Below are 18,721 nucleotides of genomic sequence, written 5' to 3'. Positions count from 1 at the left end.
GGTTGCAAGTCGGTTACGCAGCGGAGCCGCCGCCTGTGCCGATCAGGTCGGGCTGACTCGTCCGGGCGGTGACAGGTGCGAACTGACCAGCGGCTACCGTGGAACGGTGAGCACGAGGACGTACCAGATCCGCACGTACGGCTGCCAGATGAACGTGCACGACTCCGAGCGCCTCGCGGGCCTGCTGGAGGACGCCGGGTACGTGCGCGCCGAGTCGGACGTCGCCGATGTGGTCGTGTTCAACACCTGCGCGGTCCGCGAGAACGCGGACAACCGCCTCTACGGCACCCTCGGCCACATGCGCCCCGCGAAGGACCGCAACCCGGACATGCAGATCGCCGTCGGCGGATGCCTGGCGCAGAAGGACCGCGACACGATCGTCAAGCGGGCCCCGTGGGTGGACGTCGTGTTCGGCACCCACAACCTCGGGTCGCTGCCAGCGCTGCTGGAGCGCGCCCGGCACAACAACGAGGCCGCGGTCGAGATCCGCGAGTCGCTCGAGGTCTTCCCGTCCACGCTGCCCGCCCGCCGCGAATCGGCCTACTCCGGCTGGGTGTCGGTGTCGGTCGGTTGCAACAACACCTGCACCTTCTGCATCGTGCCCGCGCTGCGCGGCAGGGAGAAGGACCGGCGGCCGGGCGAGATCCTCGCCGAGGTGCAGGCCCTGGTGGCCGAGGGCGTGCTCGAGGTGACGCTGCTCGGCCAGAACGTCAACGCCTACGGCGTGGAGTTCGGCGACCGCTTCGCGTTCGGCAAGCTGCTGCGCTCCTGCGGGCAGATCGAGGGGCTGGAGCGGGTGCGCTTCACCTCCCCGCACCCGCGGGACTTCACCGACGACGTCATCGAAGCCATGGCGCAGACGCCGAACGTGTGCCCTCAGCTGCACATGCCGCTGCAGTCCGGTTCGGACCGCGTGCTCAAGGCGATGCGCCGCTCCTACCGCTCCGAGCGGTATCTGAACATCCTGCGCAAGGTCCGCGAGGCGATGCCGCACGCGGCCATCACCACCGACATCATCGTCGGCTTCCCCGGCGAGACCGAGGAGGACTTCGAGGCGACCCTCGAGGTGGTGCGGCAGGCCCGGTTCGCCAGCGCCTTCACCTTCCAGTACTCCAAGCGGCCGGGCACGCCCGCCGCGGACATGCCCGACCAGCTGCCCAAGGAGGTCGTCCAGCAGCGCTACGACCGGCTGGTCGCGCTGCAGAACGAGATCTCCTGGGAGGAGAACAAGAAGCTGGTCGGCAGCGAGGTGGAGTTGCTGGTCGCTGAGGGGGAGGGGCGCAAGGACGCCGAGACGCACCGGCTGTCCGGGCGGGCCCGCGACGGCCGGCTGGTGCACTTCACGCCGACGGGCGCGGTGGACCGCGAGATCCGGCCCGGTGACGTCGTCCACACCACGATCACCCGCGCCGCCCCGCACCACCTCGTCGCCGACACCGACATCACCGGTCACCGCCGTACCCGGGCGGGTGACCACTGGGAGGAGGGCGTGCGTCCCAAGACGTCCGGCGTCAGCCTTGGGCTGCCGGCCTTTGGGGCGCCGCCGCAGCAACCGGCCGTGCAGCAGGGGTGTGCATGTTGAGCGAGGCGTACGAAGACCGCCGCGAGCGGGAGGTGCTGCGCCGGATCGATCCCGGCGCGCGGGCCCTGGTGATCGCCGTGGTGATGCTGGTGCTGGTGGTGTGCTCGCTGCTGCCGTGGGTGGGTGACGCGGCGGGCTGGCACGTGCTCACCGGGCAGGCCGACCCGGGGCTGAAGATCGGGCTGCTGCCGCGGCTGTTCGCCATCAACTCGACCATCGCGGGTCTCGGCCTCGGCGCGCTGGCGCTGATCACCCGGCGCTGGGTGGTCGCGTTCCTGGCCGGGTTGGCCGCGGTCGTGGTGGCCTTCGAGGGCATGATCGCGATCTGGTCCCGGCAGACCAGTGGTCAGGCGGGCCCGGGGATCGGCCTCGTCCTCGCGGTGCTGTGCATGGTGGTGCTCGCCGTGCAGTGGATGCGCATCGTCTGGTCCAGGCCCTGACCGCGATCGAACCCGCGTGATCACCTCGCGCGTCCCACGAGCATGTCGCGCGATCTCACCTGGGACGGTGCCGACCACGTTCGGCACCGCGGCGGGCTGGGAGCACCTCGACGCCCTGTGGGCGTGGCTGCTCGCGCCGAACTGACGGCGCGGCGCGAGCAGCCCGTTGCTCAGCGGTCGGCGACCGCCCGCTCCGCAGCCGCCAGCCACTCGCGCCACTGCGCGGCCTGCGCCTCGGCCTGCTTCGCCCGCCGCTCGTCGCCGGCCGCGCGCGCCTTCTCGGCCTGCGTCTCGAACTGCTCCACGCGGTCCCGGAACTGGTCGACCCGGGCCTGCGCCTCCGGGTCGGTGCGCCGCCACTGCGCGTCGGCGGCCGCCCGCACCCGGTCGGCGATCGCGCGCAACCGGCCCTCCAGCTCCCGCATGCGCTCCCGCGGCACCTTGCCGATCTCGTCCCACCGCTCCTGGACGCGCTGCAGCTGCGCCTGCGCAGCCTTGAGGTCGGCGGACGGATCGATCTGTTCGGCCTCGGCGAGCAGCTCCTCCTTCAGCTTGGCGTTCGCCGCGAACTCGGCGTCGCGCTCGGAGAAAGCCTCCGAGCGGCGACTGAAGAACCGGTCCTGCGCGGCCCGGAACCGCTGCCACAACGCCTCGTCGCTGTCCTTCGGCGCCCGCCCGGCGGCCTTCCACTCCGCCATCAGCTGCTTGTAGCGGTTGGCCGTCTCGCCCCAGTCGGTGGACTCGGTGAGCGACTCCGCCTCCTCGACGAGCTCCTGCTTACGGGCCTTCGCGGCCGCGCGCTGCCGGTCCAGCTCGGCGAAGTGCGAGCCGCGGCGGCGGCTGAACGCGTCGCGGGCCTTGGAGAACCGACGCCACAGCTGCTCGTCGGTCCTGCGGTCGACCCCGCGGATCTTCTTCCACTCCTCGAGCATCTCCCGCAGCCGGTCACCTGCGGACTTCCACTGTGTGGACTCGTGCGCGATCTGCTCGGCCTCGGCGACCAGGGCCTCCTTGCGCGCCACGGCCTCGGCGCGGGCCCGCTCCTTCTCGTGCTTGGCGTCCTCGACGGCCTGCTCGGCCCGCGCCAGCAGGTGTTCCACCCGGGCGGTCAACGCCGCCAGGTCGCCCACCACCGCGGCGTCGGCCAGCGACTCGTGCAGGTGGCGGGCGCTGGTCAGGGTGTGCTTCGGGTCCCCGGCGTGCGTGGTCAGCCGGGTCTCCAGCAGCTCCACCTCGGTGAGCAGGTCGTCGAACTTGCGCGCGTACAGCGCCAGACCCTCGGCCGCGTCACCGGCCTGCCAGGAGCCGATCGCCCGCTCGCCTTCCGAGGTGCGGACGTACACCGTGCCGTCGGCATCCACCCGGCCCCACCTGGCCGGATCAGCGGAAGCAGCCGGTACCGCCGGCGCAGCCTTGGGTGACCCGGTGGCACTGGTGGTCGAGTCCGCGGTCGCCTTGTTGGCAACCGCCTCGGGGGTCGTGTCCTGGTGCGTCATGGCCGGCTTCCTCCTTGCGTGCCCGCTCCGATGCCCGTGCCGCGCACGGGCGCCCCGCATCGGCGGGGCCCAGCAAGCGTCGACCCGAACCGTGGGGTGGTCCGGCTTCCGCTGGCGCATTCAAACAGGTCAGGGCGCGAACCGGTACTCCGTTGCGGGATCGGCGCGCCGGTGAGCAGCCGAGCGCCCGAGTGGGGCGCTCGAACCAGACCTGTGATCTGCACGGCCTCATTGTCATCAGGCAGGTTCTCGGACGCAGCGGGCAGGGGGCGACCGGGTCGCGACGCCTGCTGCGCCCGTCCGCCGCGGCTCCCTGCTCCAACCAACTCGCCCGTGACCTCTACCGTGCACAGGTGTGATCACCCGTGTCGCTGTGGTGCCCTACCCGCCGTTGCTGGTCCCCGCGCTGACCGTGCAGGCCGACGAGGAGACCGAACTCGTGCGGAGCGCCTGTTCGCGCGCCGTGTCCAGTCTGACTGACTCTGCCGCCGAATGGGTGGCCGTTGGCGTACATCGATCCGGCCCGGTGGCGCTCGGGCCGAGCACCTCAGGCACATTCGCAGGATTCGGTGTCGACGTTCGGGTGAATTTGGGCGGTGAACCGACGGCCGAACCCGACCCGCTGCTACCGCTGCCGGCGCTCATCGCGGGGTGGCTGCGCGAGCAGGCCGGGGCTCGGTCGGTGACGGTCCACCTGCTGGACCCGGACACCCCCGTCGCGGAGTGCCGGGACCTCGGCGCCCGGCTGGCGGCGGAACCGGTGGGGCTGCTCGTGCTGGCTGACGGCACCAACCGCGTCGATGAGTGTTCCCCGTATCCGCCGGACGCCCGCGCCGGTGCGCTCGACGAACGCCTCCGCACCGCGCTGGGCGAAGCCGACGCGGCCGCGCTGCGGGACCTGGACCCGCAGCTGTGCGCCGAACTCGGGGTGGCGGGCCGCGCGGCCCTGCAGGTGATCCCCGGTGTCGTCGAGGCCACCAGCGGGACCTGGCGCAGCGAGCTGCTGTACTCGGCCACCCCGTTCGGCGTGACCTACCACGCCGCCGTGTGGACCCGGACACCCTGACCGCCGTCGCCGCGCCCGGCAGCGCTTCTACAGTCGAAGCGTGCAGTCCCTCCCGCATCTGGTGGTGATCGTCGGGCCCACGGCCACCGGCAAGTCCGATCTCGCCGTCGAGCTCGCCGTCCAGCTGGACGGGGAGGTGGTCAACGCCGACGCCATGCAGCTCTACCGGGGCATGGACATCGGCACGGCCAAGCTGACCCTGGCCGAGCGGCGCGGCGTCCCACACCATCTCCTTGACGTCCTCGACGTCACCGAGACCGCCTCGGTCGCCGCCTACCAGCGCCAGGCGCGCAGGGCCGTGGAGGACATCCTCGCCCGCGGCCGGACCCCCGTCCTGGTCGGCGGCTCCGGCCTCTACGTGCAGGCGGTCGTCGACGAGCTGTCCTTCCCGGGGACCGACCCGCAGGTCCGCCGGAAGTACGAGGAGCAGCTCGCCGCGGTGGGACCGGCCGAGCTGCACCGCCGCCTCGGCGAGCTCGACCCGAAAGCGGCGACGGCGATCCTGAGCAGCAACGGGCGGCGCATCGTCCGGGCGTTGGAGGTGATCGAGATCACCGGTCGCCCGTTCTCCGCGAACCTGCCCGAACCCGGTCCGCCCCGCTACGGTGCGGTGCTGGTTGGCCTGGACCGCAACGACCTCGACGACCGCGTCGACCAGCGGGTGACCCGCATGTTCGACGCCGGGCTGGTCGACGAGGTGCGGCGGTTGGAGGCATCGGGGCTGCGGCACGGCCGCACCGCCAGCCGCGCGCTGGGCTACCAGCAGGTGCTCGCCGAGCTGGATGGCGGCGGGGACATGGCCGCGGCGGCGGCCGAGACGGCCAGGCTCACGCGCCGCTTCGTCCGCCGGCAGCGCTCCTGGTTCCGCCGCGACCACCGGATCCGCTGGCTCGACGCGGCTGACCCCGACCTGGTCTCCGACGTCCGGACGCTGGTGACTGCGTAGACTGGCTGCGTGCGCTCCACCCACGGCCCCGAGTTCGTCAAGGGGCACGGCACCCAGAACGACTTCGTCATCCTGCCCGACCCCGAAGGCCGGTTGGAGCTGACCGAACGGCGCGTGCAGGCGCTGTGCGACCGGCAACGCGGCCTCGGCGCGGACGGCGTGCTGCGGGTGGTCCGCGCGGGTGCGCTCCCGGACTCCCCGGCCGACGTGCCCGCGGACGTGTGGTTCATGGACTACCGGAACGCCGACGGTTCGATCGCGGAGATGTGCGGCAACGGGGTGCGGGTCTTCGCCCGCTACCTCGTCGACGCCGGCCTGGCCGAGCCAGGTGACCTGCTGGTCGGCACCCGGGCTGGTGTGCGACTGGTGCGCACCCACGACGACGGCCGGGTCACTGTCGACATGGGGTCGGCGAAGATCTTCGGCGAATCCACTACCACCGTCTCCGGCCGGTCCTTCACCGGGGTGGCCGTCGACGTCGGCAACCCGCACCTGGCGTGCGTGAGCGACATCGACCTCGCCGTGCTGGACCTGGCCACCGCGCCGCCGCACGACGAGCACCTGTTCCCGCACGGCGTGAACGTCGAGTTCGTCCGGCCGCTCGGCGGCGACGAGGTGCAGATGCGGGTGCACGAGCGCGGCGTGGGTGAGACCCGGTCGTGCGGCACGGGCACGGTGGCCGCGACCGTCGCGGCGCTGCAGGCGGCCGGGACCGACACCGGGCGGCGGGTGGTGCACATCCCGGGCGGCACCGTCGAGGTGGAGATCACCACCTCCGGTTCCACCCTGACCGGTCCGGCGGTGCTGGTGGCGCGCGGGCATCTCGACCGGATGTGGTGGCAGCACGCCTGACGGCTGCGCCAATCCGCTGTCGGACCAGTGCGAACGGGTCAACGCGGGCGCGACAGGTGAAAATCGGTCGCGGACCGTGGGACAATGGCCCTGATATGAAGAAATCTTTGACCTGGTCCGCCGACCTCGACCGCCCCGTGGTCGAAGGCGACGAATACGAACCCATCCTCACTCCCGAACCGTCCACGGGCGAGATGGAACTCGCAGACCGCGCGTCGCTGCGGCGGATCGCCGGGCTGTCCACCGAGCTTGCGGACATCACCGAGGTCGAGTACCGGCAGCTCCGCTTGGAGCGCGTCGTGCTGGTCGGTGTCTGGACCGACGGGGACGCCGCGCACGCCGAGGCGTCGCTGGCTGAGCTCGCCCGGCTCGCCGAGACCGCCGGCTCGCAGGTGCTGGAAGGTCTCATCCAGCGCCGCGACCGCCCGGACCCGGCCACCTACATCGGTTCCGGCAAGGTCCGCGAGCTGCGCGACATCGTCACGGCCACCGGCGCGGACACCGTCATCTGCGACGGTGAGCTGTCGCCTGGCCAGCTGCGGCAGCTGGAGGACAAGCTCAAGGTCAAGGTGGTCGACCGGACCGCCCTGATCCTGGACATCTTCGCCCAGCACGCCCGATCCAAGGAGGGCAAGGCGCAGGTCGAACTCGCCCAGCTCCAGTACCTCCTGCCGCGGCTGCGTGGTTGGGGTGAGGCGATGTCCCGGCAGGCCGGTGGCCGGGCCGGTGTGAACGGCGGCGTCGGCACCCGCGGTCCCGGTGAGACCAAGCTCGAAACCGACCGGCGGCGCATCCACAAGCGGATCAGCAGGCTCCGCAAGGACCTGGCCGCGATGCGCACGGTCCGCGGCACCAAGCGCGGTCGCCGGGAGGCCAACGCGGTGCCCGGGGTGGCCATCGCGGGTTACACCAACGCCGGCAAGTCCAGTCTGCTCAACGCCCTCACCGGGGCAGGCGTGCTGGTGGAGGACGCGCTGTTCGCCACCCTGGACCCGACCACCCGGCGGGCGACGACCCCGGACGGCCGCGGGTACACGCTGACCGACACGGTCGGGTTCGTCCGGCACCTGCCGCACCAGCTGGTCGAGGCGTTCCGCTCGACGTTGGAGGAGGTCACCGGCGCGGACCTGCTGGTCCACGTCGTGGACGGCTCCGAACCGGCGCCGCACGAGCAGGTCGCCGCGGTGCGCGAGGTGCTGAACGAGATCGCCGCCGAGCACAAGACAGACATGCCGCCGGAACTGCTGGTCGTCAACAAGATCGACTCGGTGGGCACCACCCGCATGGCCGAGCTGCGCCGACTGCTGCCGGGCGCGGTGTTCGTCTCCGCACACAGCGGTCAGGGCATCGAGGCGCTGCGCGAAGCGATCGCCGATCGGCTGCCGCGGCCGGATGTCTTCATCGACGCGTTGGTCCCGTACACCCGGGGTGAGCTGGTGGCACGGGTGCACTCCGAGGGCGAAGTGGTCGACGAGGAGCACACCCCCGAGGGAACCCGGGTGCGTGCCAAGGTGCGGCCCGACCTGGCCAGCGCGCTCCGGCCGTTCGTGGGAATCGCGTGACGCCTGCCGGTGCCGGGGGTGTGGTCGCAGCGGCCCTGTTGCTGTCGGTGGCGTCGGGAGCACTCCCGTCGCCGCCGGCTGCCGCTGCGACGCAGCTCCCCGCACCGGTGGAGCAGTGTCGGCTGGGGGACGACCGGCTCGCGGAGCTCTCCGGCCTGGCGTCGGACGGCACGCACTGGTACGCCGTCAGCGACGGCGGCAGTTCGCTGCGGGTTCTGGTGCTCGATCCGGCCGACTGTTCGGTGCGCGACGTCCGGACGGCGTCGATCAACCCCTACGACGTGGAGGACCTCGCCCTGGCGGCCGATGGCTCGTTGTGGCTGGCGGACACCGGCGACAACCGGCGGCGGCGCGAGGACGTCGCACTGCACGTGATGCGCCCCGGCGGCGGTGCCACGCTGTACCGGCTGTCCTACCCGGACGGCGCGCACGACGCCGAGGCGCTGCTGCTGGACCGCAACAGGGTTCCCCACATCGTCACCAAGGAGCCCATCGGCCCGGCTGGGGTGTATCGCCCCACCGGGCCGCTGGCCGCCGACCGCACCGTTGCGATGGAACGCGTCGGCTCGCTCTCACTGCGGTCCACCCAGACCCCGGGGGGTCCGCTGAATGGGGCTTTGGGCTCGATCCTGGTGACCGGCGGGTCGGTGAGTCGGGACGGGACGGCGGTTGCCGTCCGCACCTACACCGAGGCGTACGTCTACAACGCCCCGGACGGCGACGTGGTCGCCGCGCTCACACGCCCGCCGCTGCGGATCCCGCTGCCGAACGAGCAGCAGGGCGAAGCGATCGCGTGGGAACCCGACGGCTCGCTGTTGTCCGCGTCCGAGGGCAAGCAGCCGGTGCGCCGGATCCCGGGGGTGGCGGAGGCGGCCAGGGCCCTGGAATCCGCAACGACGGACGGCGCGGCGACACGCCCCGCACCGGGTGGTGACGCGGACCAGGCGCAGCCGTCGAGCGGGCAGCATGAACTGAGCACCGGGCAGTCGCTGTTGCTGGCCGGTGCGGTGGCCGCGCTGCTGATCGCCGTGGCCGGACGACTACGCCGCCGGAACGGCTAACAGCGCAGTCGCCACAAGCAGGTGTTCGGTCAGAGCCGTCGCAGCACGGCGACCACCTTGCCCAGGATGGTCGCGTCGTCGCCGAGGATGGGTTCGTAGGCCGAGTTGTGCGGCATCAGCCACACGTGGTCCTCCGTCCGCTTGAACGTCTTCACGGTGGCCTCACCGTCGATCATGGCCGCCACCACGTCGCCGTTCTCGGCATCGGGCTGCTGCCGGACCGCGACCCAGTCGCCGTCGGTGATGGCGAGGTCGATCATCGAGTCTCCGACCACCTTGAGCAGGAACAGCGTGCCGTCGCCGACGATCTCCTTCGGCAGCGGGAACACGTCCTCGATCGACTCCTCGGCGAGGATCGGGCCACCGGCGGCGATGCGGCCGACCACCGGCACGTAGGCGGGCTTGGCCTGCCCGGGCAGTTCCCCCTCCTCCTCGCCGCCGACGAGCACACCCACGGTGCGTGGTCGGTGCGGATCTCGGCGCAGGTAGCCCTTCCGCTCCAGCACCCGCAACTGGTACGCCACCGACGAGGTGGAGGTCAGCCCGACGGCGTCGCCGATCTCCCGGACGCTCGGCGGGTAGCCGTGCTCACGCATCCACGTCCGAATGGCCTCCAGCACCTTGAGCTGGCGGTCGCTGAGCTCCTCGGCCCCGCTGGCCTGCTCCGGCAGGGAGTGCACGTCGGCCTGGGAGTCCTTGACGTCCTGTACGCGGCCCTTGATCGAGCCAGTCGCATTACTCGCCACCGCTGCCTCCTGTCCGTTGTGAACTGCGGTGCTGATCGCGGGGGCGTTGGGTCCGCCCGCTTTCCACAGTAGACGGGTCAAACGCAGAGATCAAACACCTGTTCGAGTTAATTTCTCGCCCCGGTCTCGCCTTGCGGTGCACTCTTGGTACACAATCGCACGCAGGTTCGATCGAACATCTTTTCGATCTTGTTTACCGTGCGGGAGGCGTCATGACCACGTTCATCGATGTGGGTCGGAGGCGCGCGGCCGAGTGGGCGACCGCCGCTCGACCGGGTGAAGCCGGGGCGGCCGCGCCGCGTCGACCACGTCGTGGTGGCCGCCGGTCATCCCGGTGCGCGCTCCCACGGATCGCTGCGCGCGTGGCGGCGGGGTGCGACCGGGTGCGCCGCGGCGACGAGTGGCCGTGGTTGACCTCGGTGGCGATCTTCACGTGCCTGATTGTCATGCTGGTCGGGTTCTTCGCGGCCGTCGGTGCGGACCGCTGAGGCGGTCCTTCCGGCGGGTGCGGTCAGGGTGGTTCGGTCGCGCGTCGGCGGGCCGCGTCGTTCGCGACGCGCGGGGGGTGCCGAGTTTGCGTCGAGGTCGGGCGAGGATTAGAGTCAACCACAACATCTAGTAGTTACGCCCATGTATTTCGTCCACAAGTTGGGCTTGTAGGGTGTTCGCGCACCCACGGTGGGTGAAGGTCGCAGGTCGTTGGCAGGCGACCGCGACGAGACTCTGGGGAGGGGGGTGAATGCCGGTGCGGTGCCCGTTCTGCCGCGGCGAGGACTCCCGCGTAGTCGACTCGCGCGAGGTCGAGGAAGGCCAGGCGATCCGGCGCAGGCGGTCGTGCTCGACGTGCGGTCGTCGGTTCACGACCATCGAGGAGCTCGTGCTGTCCGTGGTCAAGCGCTCCGGCGTCACCGAGCCCTTCAGCCGCGAGAAGGTGGTCCGCGGTGTGCGGCGCGCCTGCCAGGGGCGCCCGGTCCAGGAGGACGCGCTGCAGCAACTCGCGCACCAGGTGGAGGAGACCGTGCGGTCCCTCGGCGTCTCCGAGCTGCCCAGCCACGAGGTGGGCCTGGCCATCCTCGGACCGCTGCGGGAGCTGGACGAGGTCGCCTACCTGCGGTTTGCGAGCGTGTACCGAGCCTTCTCCTCGGTGGAGGACTTCGAGAAGGAGATCGCCGACCTGCGGGCCGCCCGGCGCGGCGCGGACGAGGACGCGGAGAGCGGCGATGAGTAGGCAGCGGCGACGAGCGGCCCGCCGCGGGGCCGGCGGCACGAGACGTCAGCCGACGTCCCCGCCCGGGACGTCGCTGGATGAACAGTCACGACCGAACCGGACGGGGAGCCCGGACGGGGCCGAAGCACGACGAGCGAGTGACAAGGAAGAGGGTCAGGTCATGACAGAGACCGTCGGTAGCCCGGCCGGCGCATCGGGGGAGCCGGAAGCAGGTGTCCGCCCGGCGGGCATCCGGGTGCAGCGCGTCTACACCACGGAGGGGGTGCATCCCTACGACGAGGTCAAGTGGGAGCGCCGCGACGTGGTGATGACCAACTGGCGGGACGGTTCGGTCAACTTCGAACAGCGTGGTGTGGAGTTCCCCGACTTCTGGTCGCTGAACGCCGTCAATATCGTCACCAGCAAGTACTTCCGCGGCGCGGTGGGCACCGAGGAGCGCGAGCACAGCCTGCGCCAACTCATCGACCGCGTGGTGAAGACCTACGTGGCCGCGGGTGTCGAGCACGGCTACTTCGCCACCGAGAAAGACGCCGAGATCTTCGAGCACGAGCTGATCTGGATGCTGCTGCACCAGGTGTTCAGCTTCAACTCCCCGGTGTGGTTCAACGTCGGCACCAGCTCCCGGCAGCAGGTGTCGGCCTGCTTCATCCTGTCGGTCGACGACACGATGGAGTCGATCCTCGACTGGTACAAGGAAGAGGGCCTGATCTTCAAGGGTGGCTCCGGCGCAGGGTTGAACCTGTCCCGCATCCGCTCGTCCCGCGAGCTGCTGTCCTCGGGCGGCACCGCGTCCGGCCCGGTGTCGTTCATGCGGGGTGCGGACGCCTCGGCGGGCACCATCAAGTCCGGTGGCGCGACCCGCCGCGCGGCGAAGATGGTCGTGCTGGACGTCGACCACCCGGACATCGAGGAGTTCATCGAAACCAAGGCGCGCGAGGAGCACAAGATCCGGGCGCTGCGCGACGCCGGGTTCGACATGGACCTCGGCGGTGCCGACGCGAGCTCGGTGCAGTACCAGAACGCCAACAACTCGGTGCGGGTCTCCGACGAGTTCATGCGCGCCGTGGAGAACGACGGCCAGTTCGGCCTGCGCGCCCGCACCACCGGTGAGGTGCTGGAGACCGTCAAGGCCCGGGACCTGTTCCGCAAGATGGCGCAGGCGGCCTGGGAGTGCGCCGACCCGGGCATCCAGTACGACGACACGATCAACGACTGGCACACCTCGCCGGAGTCGGGCCGTATCACCGCCTCCAACCCGTGTTCGGAGTACATGCACCTGGACAACTCCAGCTGCAACCTGGCGTCGCTGAACCTGCTGAAGTTTCTGCGTGAGGACCTGACCTTCGACGCCGAACTGTTCGAGAAGACGGTCGAGTTCGTCATCACCGCGATGGACATCTCGATCTGCTTCGCGGACTTCCCGACCGAGGCGATCGGCGACACCACCCGCAAGTTCCGCCAGCTGGGCATCGGCTACGCCAACCTCGGCGCGCTGCTGATGGCCACCGGCCACGCCTACGACTCCGACGGCGGGCGGGCGCTGGCGGCGGCGATCACCTCGCTGATGACCGGTACCGCCTACAAGCGGTCGGCCGAGCTGGCCGGTGTGGTCGGCCCGTACGAGGGCTACGCCCGCAACGCCGAGGCCCACCAGCGGGTGATGCGCAAGCACGCGGCGGCCAACGACCTGGTGCGTACCTACCACCACAACGACGCCGCGGTGCACAAGCTGGCCACCAAGGTGTGGCAGGAGTGCCTGGAGATCGGTGCCCGCAACGGCTGGCGCAACGCGCAGGCATCGGTGCTGGCCCCGACCGGGACCATCGGCCTGATGATGGACTGCGACACCACCGGCATCGAGCCGGATCTGGCGCTCGTGAAGTTCAAGAAGCTGGTCGGCGGCGGCTCGATGCAGATCGTCAACCAGACGGTGCCGCGCGCGCTGCAGGCGCTGGGCTACCAGGAAGAGCAGATCGAGGCCATCGTCGAGTACATCGCCGAGCACGGCCACGTGGTCGACGCGCCGGGTCTGCGACCGGAGCACTACGAGGTCTTCGACTGCGCGATGGGCGAGCGCTCGATCGCCCCGATGGGCCACGTGCGGATGATGGCCGCGGTGCAGCCGTTCCTGTCCGGCGCGATCTCCAAGACGGTCAACATGCCGGAGTCGGCGACCGTCGAGGACGTCGAGCAGCTCTACTTCGAGGGCTGGAAGATGGGCCTGAAGGCGCTGGCGATCTACCGCGACAACTGCAAGGTGGGTCAGCCGTTGTCGGCGGGCAAGGGTGACAAGGGCCAGAAGCAGCAGGTCGAGAAGCAGATCGAGTACCGCCCGGTTCGCAAGCGCCTGCCGAAGAAGCGCCCGAGCCAGACGGTGTCGTTCACCGTCGGCGGTGCCGAGGGCTACCTGCACGCCGGTTCGTACCCGGACGACGGGCTGGGCGAGATCTTCGTCAAGCTCGGCAAGCAGGGGTCCACGCTGGCCGGCGTGATGGACGCCTTCTCGATGTCGATCTCGGTGGGTCTGCAGTACGGCATCCCGCTGGAGTTCTACGTCTCGAAGTTCCAGAACCTGCGCTTCGAGCCGGCCGGTATGACCGACGACCCGGACATCCGGATGGCCAGCAGCGTGCTGGACTACCTGTTCCGCCGCCTCGCGCTGGACTACCTGCCCTACGAGAAGCGCGCCCAGCTGGGCATCTTCACGGCCGAGGAGCGGGAAGCCCAGGTCAACGGCACGGATTCGGCGCCGCCGCAGGACAGCGACGTGGACCTGGACACCCTGCGCTCCACCGTGGACTACCCGAAGTCTGATCCGCGGGAAGAGGAACGGCGCGTGGGCAGCTCCACGGAGCTGCTGGAGCTGCGGCTGGGCAAGGCGGCGGACGCCCCGCTCTGCATGACCTGCGGCACGAAGATGCGACCGTCGGGTTCCTGCTACGTCTGCGAGGGCTGCGGCTCGACCTCCGGCTGCAGCTGACTGCGGGCGCTGAGCGTGATCCAGCTCGAATAGTGAAAGACGCGCACGTCAGGGGTGGGCACCGGCTCGGTAGCTGGTGCCCACCCCGCTGTTCTCGGGCTCATCCCTCGCCCTCCTGGCCCTCGGCGGCTACCGCCCCGAACGATCACCACCCACATCATCACTGCCTGCAGTGGGGGATCGGCGTGTCCGGGCCGCTAAGCTGCTTGACGTGACGGTACCCGCTCATGCTGCCGTAGTCGGTTAGTTCCGAGCTCCAGCCCCTGTTCAGCGACCGGCCGCACCGCTGTGCCGCCACGGCGGTCCGCGCCGGGCGTCGGGGCCGCGCAGTTCATCACCGTCCTCCGGCCCGCGCGGCGCTCCGCGCCAGGCCGCACCAGCAGGAGCGGAGCACATGGTTCGTCCCGAGATCGATTTCGCCGGCCAGCTCGTGGTGTCGGCACAGTCCTACCGCTGGCTGTCGGCCAGCGGTTCCCCAGCACCAGCCCACGTGGTCGAAGTCGACGACCGGGTGACCGCGAACGAGGCATTGCGGTTGGCCAAGAGCGGTACGGGTTTGTTGTGGCGCGGGGATTTCCACAACGCGCGCCAACTTCTCAACGCGGTCTCCCGCCGGGTGCGAAGCAGGCGACGACCGGCCAGGACACCGGTCCAGGAGTTCCGGCGGCAGCGGCACGACCAGTCGCGGCAGGCACGCGTCCTCGCGCTGGTCCTCGTACCGATTGACCCCGGCCACGTGGTGCCGCTGCGCCGCGCGCCCGACGTCCGGCACGCGTGCCAGGACGTTTACGGCCCCCTCGTCACCCCTGGCGTGCTTTCCCTGCGGGAACTGCTCGGCGTCATCAGTGCGGCCGAATGGCGCCGGAAAGGTGTCTGGGTTCCCGCGCTCGGGGCGCGGATCCACCCGCACTACGGGGTTTTCGCGCCGACCCGGAGCGAGTACGTCGACCTGGTCGCGGCAGCACCGCTGCCGGGCACCGGACTGGCCTTCGACATCGGAACCGGAACGGGTGTGCTGGCTGCCGTCCTGGCACGGCGCGGCGTCGAGCGGATCGTCGCCACCGACAACGTCGCACGAGCCGTTCGCTGCGCGCAGGACACCATGCGACGGCTGGGGCTGGCCGGACGTGTCGAGGTGTTGCACACCGATCTGTTCCCGAAGGGGCGAGCGGATCTGGTCGTGTGCAATCCGCCGTGGTTGCCCGCCGAGCCCCACTCGCTGCTGGACCACGCCGTCTACGACCCCGGCGGCCGGATGCTCGGGGCGTTCCTCGCCGGCGTGGCGCAGCACCTGCGACCAGCGGGCGAGACCTGGCTCGTGCTGTCCGACCTCGCCGAGCGGCTCGGCCTGCGCACCCGAGCCGAACTGCTCGACGCGATCGACCGCGCCGGGCTCACCGTTCTCGACCGGTCGGACATCCGGCCACGGCACCCGCGGATCGCGGACAGCTCCGACCCGCCGCACTCGGCACGTGCGTCAGAGATCACATCCCTGTGGCGGCTCGCGCCGGGGATCGGCTGTCACGTCTAGCCGCCCCATCCCGTCACCCCGGTGGACAGATCGGGGTTGATCGCAGTCGCGGAAGGAGCGGATCAGTGCGAAAGACGATCTTGGTGACCGGCGGGACGGGCACCCTGGGCAGGGTCGTGGTCCAGCGGTTGCTCGATGCAGGACGAGAGGTGCGGGTGTTGAGTCGCCGCCCGCGACCGGCGTCACACCTACCGCACGAATGGGTGACGGGGGACCTGCGCACGGGCGCGGGCACCGACGCAGCAGTGTCCGGAGTGGACACCATCGTGCACTGCGCCACCACGTTGGGACGCAAGGACGTGGTGGTGACCCGACGCCTCGCTGAGGCGGCTCTCCGGCACGGAACCCCGCACCTGGTCTACATCTCCATCGCGGGCATCGAACAGGTGCCGCTGCCCTACTACCGCAGCAAGCTCGAAGCCGAGCGGGTCGTGGTGGACTCGGGCCTGCCCTGGACGATCCTGCGCACCACGCAGTTCCACGACCTGGTCGCGAAGATGACCGAGGTGCAGCGCTTCTCGCCCGTGATCGCGGTGCTGGCCGGGGTGAGCTTCCAGCCGATCGACGTCCGCGAGGTCGCCGACCGGTTGGCCGAACTGGCGCTCGGCGCACCAGCGGGCCGCGTACCGGACATGGGCGGCCCCGAGATTCGCAGCCACCGTGACCTGGCGCGGGCCGTCCTGCGCGCCACCGGACGCCGCCGCCTGCTGCTGCCGCTGCGCCTGCCCGGCGCGACCTTCGCCGGCTACCGCAGTGGCGGTCACCTCATCCCGGGCCGGGCGGTGGGCCGGATTACCTTCGACGAGTTCCTGGCCGGGCGGTGACGGATGCGGGGACTGTTCAGATCAGGGCTGGGTCGTCGTGACCTCGAGATCCCGGCCGTGCCGCTGCCGATCAGCCGTGCCGCGGCCGGGCCAGCAGGTGGGCCGCGGCGGCCGTCACCGCGGTGGCGGTGAATACCGACGGCCAGGCCCCGATCTTCTTGGCCAGCGGGTGCGAACCAGTCAGCGCGGCGGCGTAGGTGGCGCCCAGAACGAGTGCCGGTACCACACCGGCCCGCCGGCGGCACGCCTCCATAGCGCCGAGCCCCGCGCCGGCGGCCACCACTCCGCCCCAGTGCCGGTGGCTGGTGGCGCGGGCGACCGCGAAACCACCGATCAGTCCGGCCGAGGTCAGCAGGCTGGACGGGATACTCATGCCTTCTCCTTGGATCCTCGAGGTCCTGGACCGACTCTACTGCGGCCCCGGCGGGGTGGTTCTGGCGCAAACCCGCCGGACCGGTGTTTGACTCGGCGTCGCGCGCTAAGAAGGGTGCCGGTGTCGGAATCCACTCCTGCCCGGAGGACTGCATGCGGTGCGTTCGGACGGCTTTGCTGGCGACGGTGCTGGCGCTACCGCTCATCGGATCACCTGCGGTGGCCGATCCCCCACGGAGACCGGTCTTCCAGGACGGGGAGGCGCAGCCGGTGTTCGACCCGGCCCGGGCCATCCGCGAGGACCTGTTCGTGACGGCCCCGGTCGACAGCGACCGCGACGGGCAGCACGACCGCGTGCACGTCCAGGTCGTCCGCCCGGCCGAAACCGCGCAGGGCCTGCGGGTCCCCGTCGTCTACCAGGTGAGCCCGTACTTCTCCGGTGGGAACGACGTCGCGAACCACAACGTGGACACCGAGCTGTACGTGCCCGATCGCCCCGGCGCGCGGATGCTCAGCGCCGCCGGTGACGAGCGGATGGCGGCAGCCGGTGACATCACCTGGGCCTACGAGCAGTACCTGCTGGCCAGGGGTTTCGCCGTGGTCTACGCGGAGTCGCTCGGCACCGGGCAGTCGACCGGCTGCCCCACCACGGGTGCGGTGAACGAGACCATCGGCGCGAAGTCGGTCGTCGACTGGCTCAACTCCCGTGCCCCGGGCCACGACACCGCAGGGGCGCCGGTCGAGGCGTCGTGGGCGACCGGGAAGGTCGCCATGATGGGCGTCTCCTACAACGGAACGCTGCCCAATGCGGTGGCGAGCACCGGCGTGGCAGGGCTGGAGGCGATCGTGCCGATCGGCGCGATCTCGAACTGGTACGACTACTACCGCGCCGACGGCGCGGTCGTGGCACCCGGTGGGTACCAGGGCGAGGACGCGGACGTGCTGGCGAAGTACGTGCACACCCGCGTCGACCGCGAGCCCTGCCGCGTGGTGATTGACGAGCTCACCGCCAACCAGGACCGGATCACCGGTGACTACAGCCCGTTCTGGGACGAGCGCAACTACCTCAACAACGTCGACCGGGTGCGGGCCGCGGTGCTGGCGGTGCACGGGCTCAACGACTGGAATGTCAAGACCCGGCAGGCGGCGCAGTGGTACGCCGCCCTGCGGGACCGCGGCGTGCCGCACAAGATCTGGTGGCACCAGTCCGGGCACACCGACCCGATCCAGCTCCGCAGGGAGGAGTGGCTGCGCACGGTGAACCGCTGGTTCACGCGCTACCTCTACGACGTGCCCAACGGTGTCGAGTACGAGCCGCGGGCCACCGTGCAGCGCGAGGACGGCAGCTGGGTGGAGGAACCGGAGTGGCCCGCGTTGGGGGCGCGCGAGGTCACCCTGCAGCCCACGCCGGGTGGCACCGGGCGGGGCGGGCTGACCGCGCAGCGCGTTTCGGTCCGTGCCGTCGAGGAACTGCGCGACGACGCCGGGCAGCTCGCGGAAGACCTTGCCGCGGCACCGAGTTCCCCGAACCGGCTGGTCTACCTGACCAATCCGCTGCCCGGTTCCGCCCGCGTCAGCGGTGCGGTGCGCGCCGAGTTGGCGTTGACCTTCGACAAGCCGGCCGCCAATGTCACCGCGCTGCTGGTGGACCAGGCCCCGGACGGCTCCGTCTCGGTCGTCACCCGCGGCTGGGCGGACCCGCAGAACCGGAACGCGCTCGACCGCACCTCGCCGATCGAGCCGGGCAAGAACTACTCGATCACCGTGACGATGCAGCCCGACGACTACGTGTTCGCGGCAGGGCACCGGCTCGGGATCGTCGTACTCTCCAGCGACCACGACTTCACGTTGCGGCCGAAGCCGGGCACCGGGCTCGCGCTGGACCTCGCGCGCACCCGGATCCATCTGCCGGTGGTCGGGTCGGTCGGTTAACCGGGTCGGCGGAAGATCGCGACGGATTTGCCGTTCGGGGGTGGGAAACCAGCGTGATCTCCTATCGGGGGATCGGTATTACGCGGACGAATGTCGCTCAAAC

16 protein-coding genes are annotated in these 18,721 nt (G+C 70.8%); 13 read left to right on the top strand and 3 right to left on the bottom strand.

All coding sequences use genetic code 11. From position 1 onward, the window contains the following. Positions 1-106: 106 nt before the first annotated feature. Positions 107-1,582 (top strand): tRNA (N6-isopentenyl adenosine(37)-C2)-methylthiotransferase MiaB, encoded by a 1,476-nt coding sequence (gene miaB / locus IEY17_RS18845; RefSeq protein WP_188989584.1) that lies wholly within the window; start codon positions 107-109, stop codon positions 1,580-1,582. Next, entirely contained in the window at positions 1,576-2,022 is a 447-nt protein-coding gene (locus tag IEY17_RS18840; RefSeq protein WP_188989582.1) for an Rv2732c family membrane protein, read from the top strand. The genes miaB and IEY17_RS18840 overlap by 7 nt, the downstream gene beginning before the upstream one ends. Before the next feature lie 170 nt (positions 2,023-2,192). Here the strand turns inward: IEY17_RS18840 and IEY17_RS18835 are convergent, their stop codons facing one another. Then, entirely contained in the window at positions 2,193-3,518 is a 1,326-nt protein-coding gene (locus IEY17_RS18835; RefSeq protein WP_188989580.1) for a DUF349 domain-containing protein, read from the bottom strand. A gap of 583 nt (positions 3,519-4,101) precedes the next feature. Here IEY17_RS18835 and IEY17_RS18830 point away from each other — a divergent pair. The 5 genes from IEY17_RS18830 (at position 4,102) to IEY17_RS18810 (ending at position 9,005) form a co-directional block, all read left to right on the top strand. Further along, complete coding sequence (locus IEY17_RS18830) at positions 4,102-4,584, top strand: class III extradiol ring-cleavage dioxygenase family protein (protein WP_308424005.1); 483 nt, start codon at positions 4,102-4,104, stop codon at positions 4,582-4,584. Between the two features lie 40 nt (positions 4,585-4,624). Next, positions 4,625-5,530 carry a tRNA (adenosine(37)-N6)-dimethylallyltransferase MiaA gene (gene miaA / locus IEY17_RS18825; protein ID WP_188989576.1) on the top strand — a complete coding sequence of 302 codons (906 nt, stop codon included), beginning with the start codon at positions 4,625-4,627 and terminating at the stop codon, positions 5,528-5,530. Positions 5,531-5,539: 9 nt separating this feature from the next. Then, positions 5,540-6,382, top strand: a complete 843-nt coding sequence (dapF, locus tag IEY17_RS18820) for a diaminopimelate epimerase (RefSeq protein ID WP_188989574.1) — start codon at positions 5,540-5,542, stop codon at positions 6,380-6,382. 95 nt (positions 6,383-6,477) lie between these two features. Next, the gene (hflX, locus tag IEY17_RS18815; RefSeq protein WP_188989571.1) at positions 6,478-7,944 is read left to right on the top strand and encodes a GTPase HflX; all 1,467 of its coding nucleotides are present in this window, start codon (positions 6,478-6,480) and stop codon (positions 7,942-7,944) included. Beyond that, positions 7,941-9,005 carry an SdiA-regulated/phytase-like domain-containing protein gene (locus IEY17_RS18810; protein ID WP_188989570.1) on the top strand — a complete coding sequence of 355 codons (1,065 nt, stop codon included), beginning with the start codon at positions 7,941-7,943 and terminating at the stop codon, positions 9,003-9,005. The genes hflX and IEY17_RS18810 overlap by 4 nt, the downstream gene beginning before the upstream one ends. Before the next feature lie 29 nt (positions 9,006-9,034). Here the strand turns inward: IEY17_RS18810 and lexA are convergent, their stop codons facing one another. Further along, entirely contained in the window at positions 9,035-9,751 is a 717-nt protein-coding gene (gene lexA / locus IEY17_RS18805) for a transcriptional repressor LexA (RefSeq protein WP_229680298.1), read from the bottom strand. A 362-nt stretch (positions 9,752-10,113) separates the two neighbouring features. On the opposite strand from lexA, the gene IEY17_RS25865 reads away from it, so the two are divergent. The 5 genes from IEY17_RS25865 to IEY17_RS18785 all read left to right on the top strand — a co-directional run bounded on the left by IEY17_RS25865 (position 10,114) and on the right by IEY17_RS18785 (position 16,314). Continuing rightward, positions 10,114-10,239, top strand: coding sequence for a hypothetical protein (locus IEY17_RS25865; protein WP_268240370.1), 126 nt, complete (start codon positions 10,114-10,116; stop codon positions 10,237-10,239). A gap of 257 nt (positions 10,240-10,496) precedes the next feature. Continuing rightward, the gene (gene nrdR, locus IEY17_RS18800; RefSeq protein ID WP_188989679.1) at positions 10,497-10,979 is read left to right on the top strand and encodes a transcriptional regulator NrdR; all 483 of its coding nucleotides are present in this window, start codon (positions 10,497-10,499) and stop codon (positions 10,977-10,979) included. Positions 10,980-11,139: 160 nt separating this feature from the next. Continuing rightward, on the top strand, positions 11,140-13,959 hold the full coding sequence (locus IEY17_RS18795) for a vitamin B12-dependent ribonucleotide reductase (RefSeq protein WP_188989568.1): 2,820 nt from the start codon (positions 11,140-11,142) through the stop codon (positions 13,957-13,959). 394 nt (positions 13,960-14,353) lie between these two features. Continuing rightward, complete coding sequence (locus IEY17_RS18790) at positions 14,354-15,490, top strand: methyltransferase (RefSeq protein WP_188989565.1); 1,137 nt, start codon at positions 14,354-14,356, stop codon at positions 15,488-15,490. 65 nt (positions 15,491-15,555) lie between these two features. Beyond that, positions 15,556-16,314 carry an SDR family oxidoreductase gene (locus IEY17_RS18785; protein WP_188989563.1) on the top strand — a complete coding sequence of 253 codons (759 nt, stop codon included), beginning with the start codon at positions 15,556-15,558 and terminating at the stop codon, positions 16,312-16,314. Positions 16,315-16,384: 70 nt separating this feature from the next. Here the strand turns inward: IEY17_RS18785 and IEY17_RS18780 are convergent, their stop codons facing one another. After that, positions 16,385-16,687, bottom strand: coding sequence for a hypothetical protein (locus tag IEY17_RS18780; protein ID WP_188989561.1), 303 nt, complete (start codon positions 16,685-16,687; stop codon positions 16,385-16,387). 152 nt (positions 16,688-16,839) lie between these two features. On the opposite strand from IEY17_RS18780, the gene IEY17_RS18775 reads away from it, so the two are divergent. Next, the gene (locus tag IEY17_RS18775; protein WP_188989559.1) at positions 16,840-18,618 is read left to right on the top strand and encodes a Xaa-Pro dipeptidyl-peptidase; all 1,779 of its coding nucleotides are present in this window, start codon (positions 16,840-16,842) and stop codon (positions 18,616-18,618) included. The last annotated feature ends 103 nt before the right edge of the window (positions 18,619-18,721 follow it).

Origin of the sequence: Saccharopolyspora thermophila, from assembly GCF_014646075.1 — a bacterium.
GTDB classification, from domain to species: domain Bacteria; phylum Actinomycetota; class Actinomycetes; order Mycobacteriales; family Pseudonocardiaceae; genus Saccharopolyspora; species Saccharopolyspora thermophila.
The sequence above is the reverse complement of the archived record's forward strand: the minus strand, read 5'-3'. Positions and strand labels throughout refer to the sequence as shown.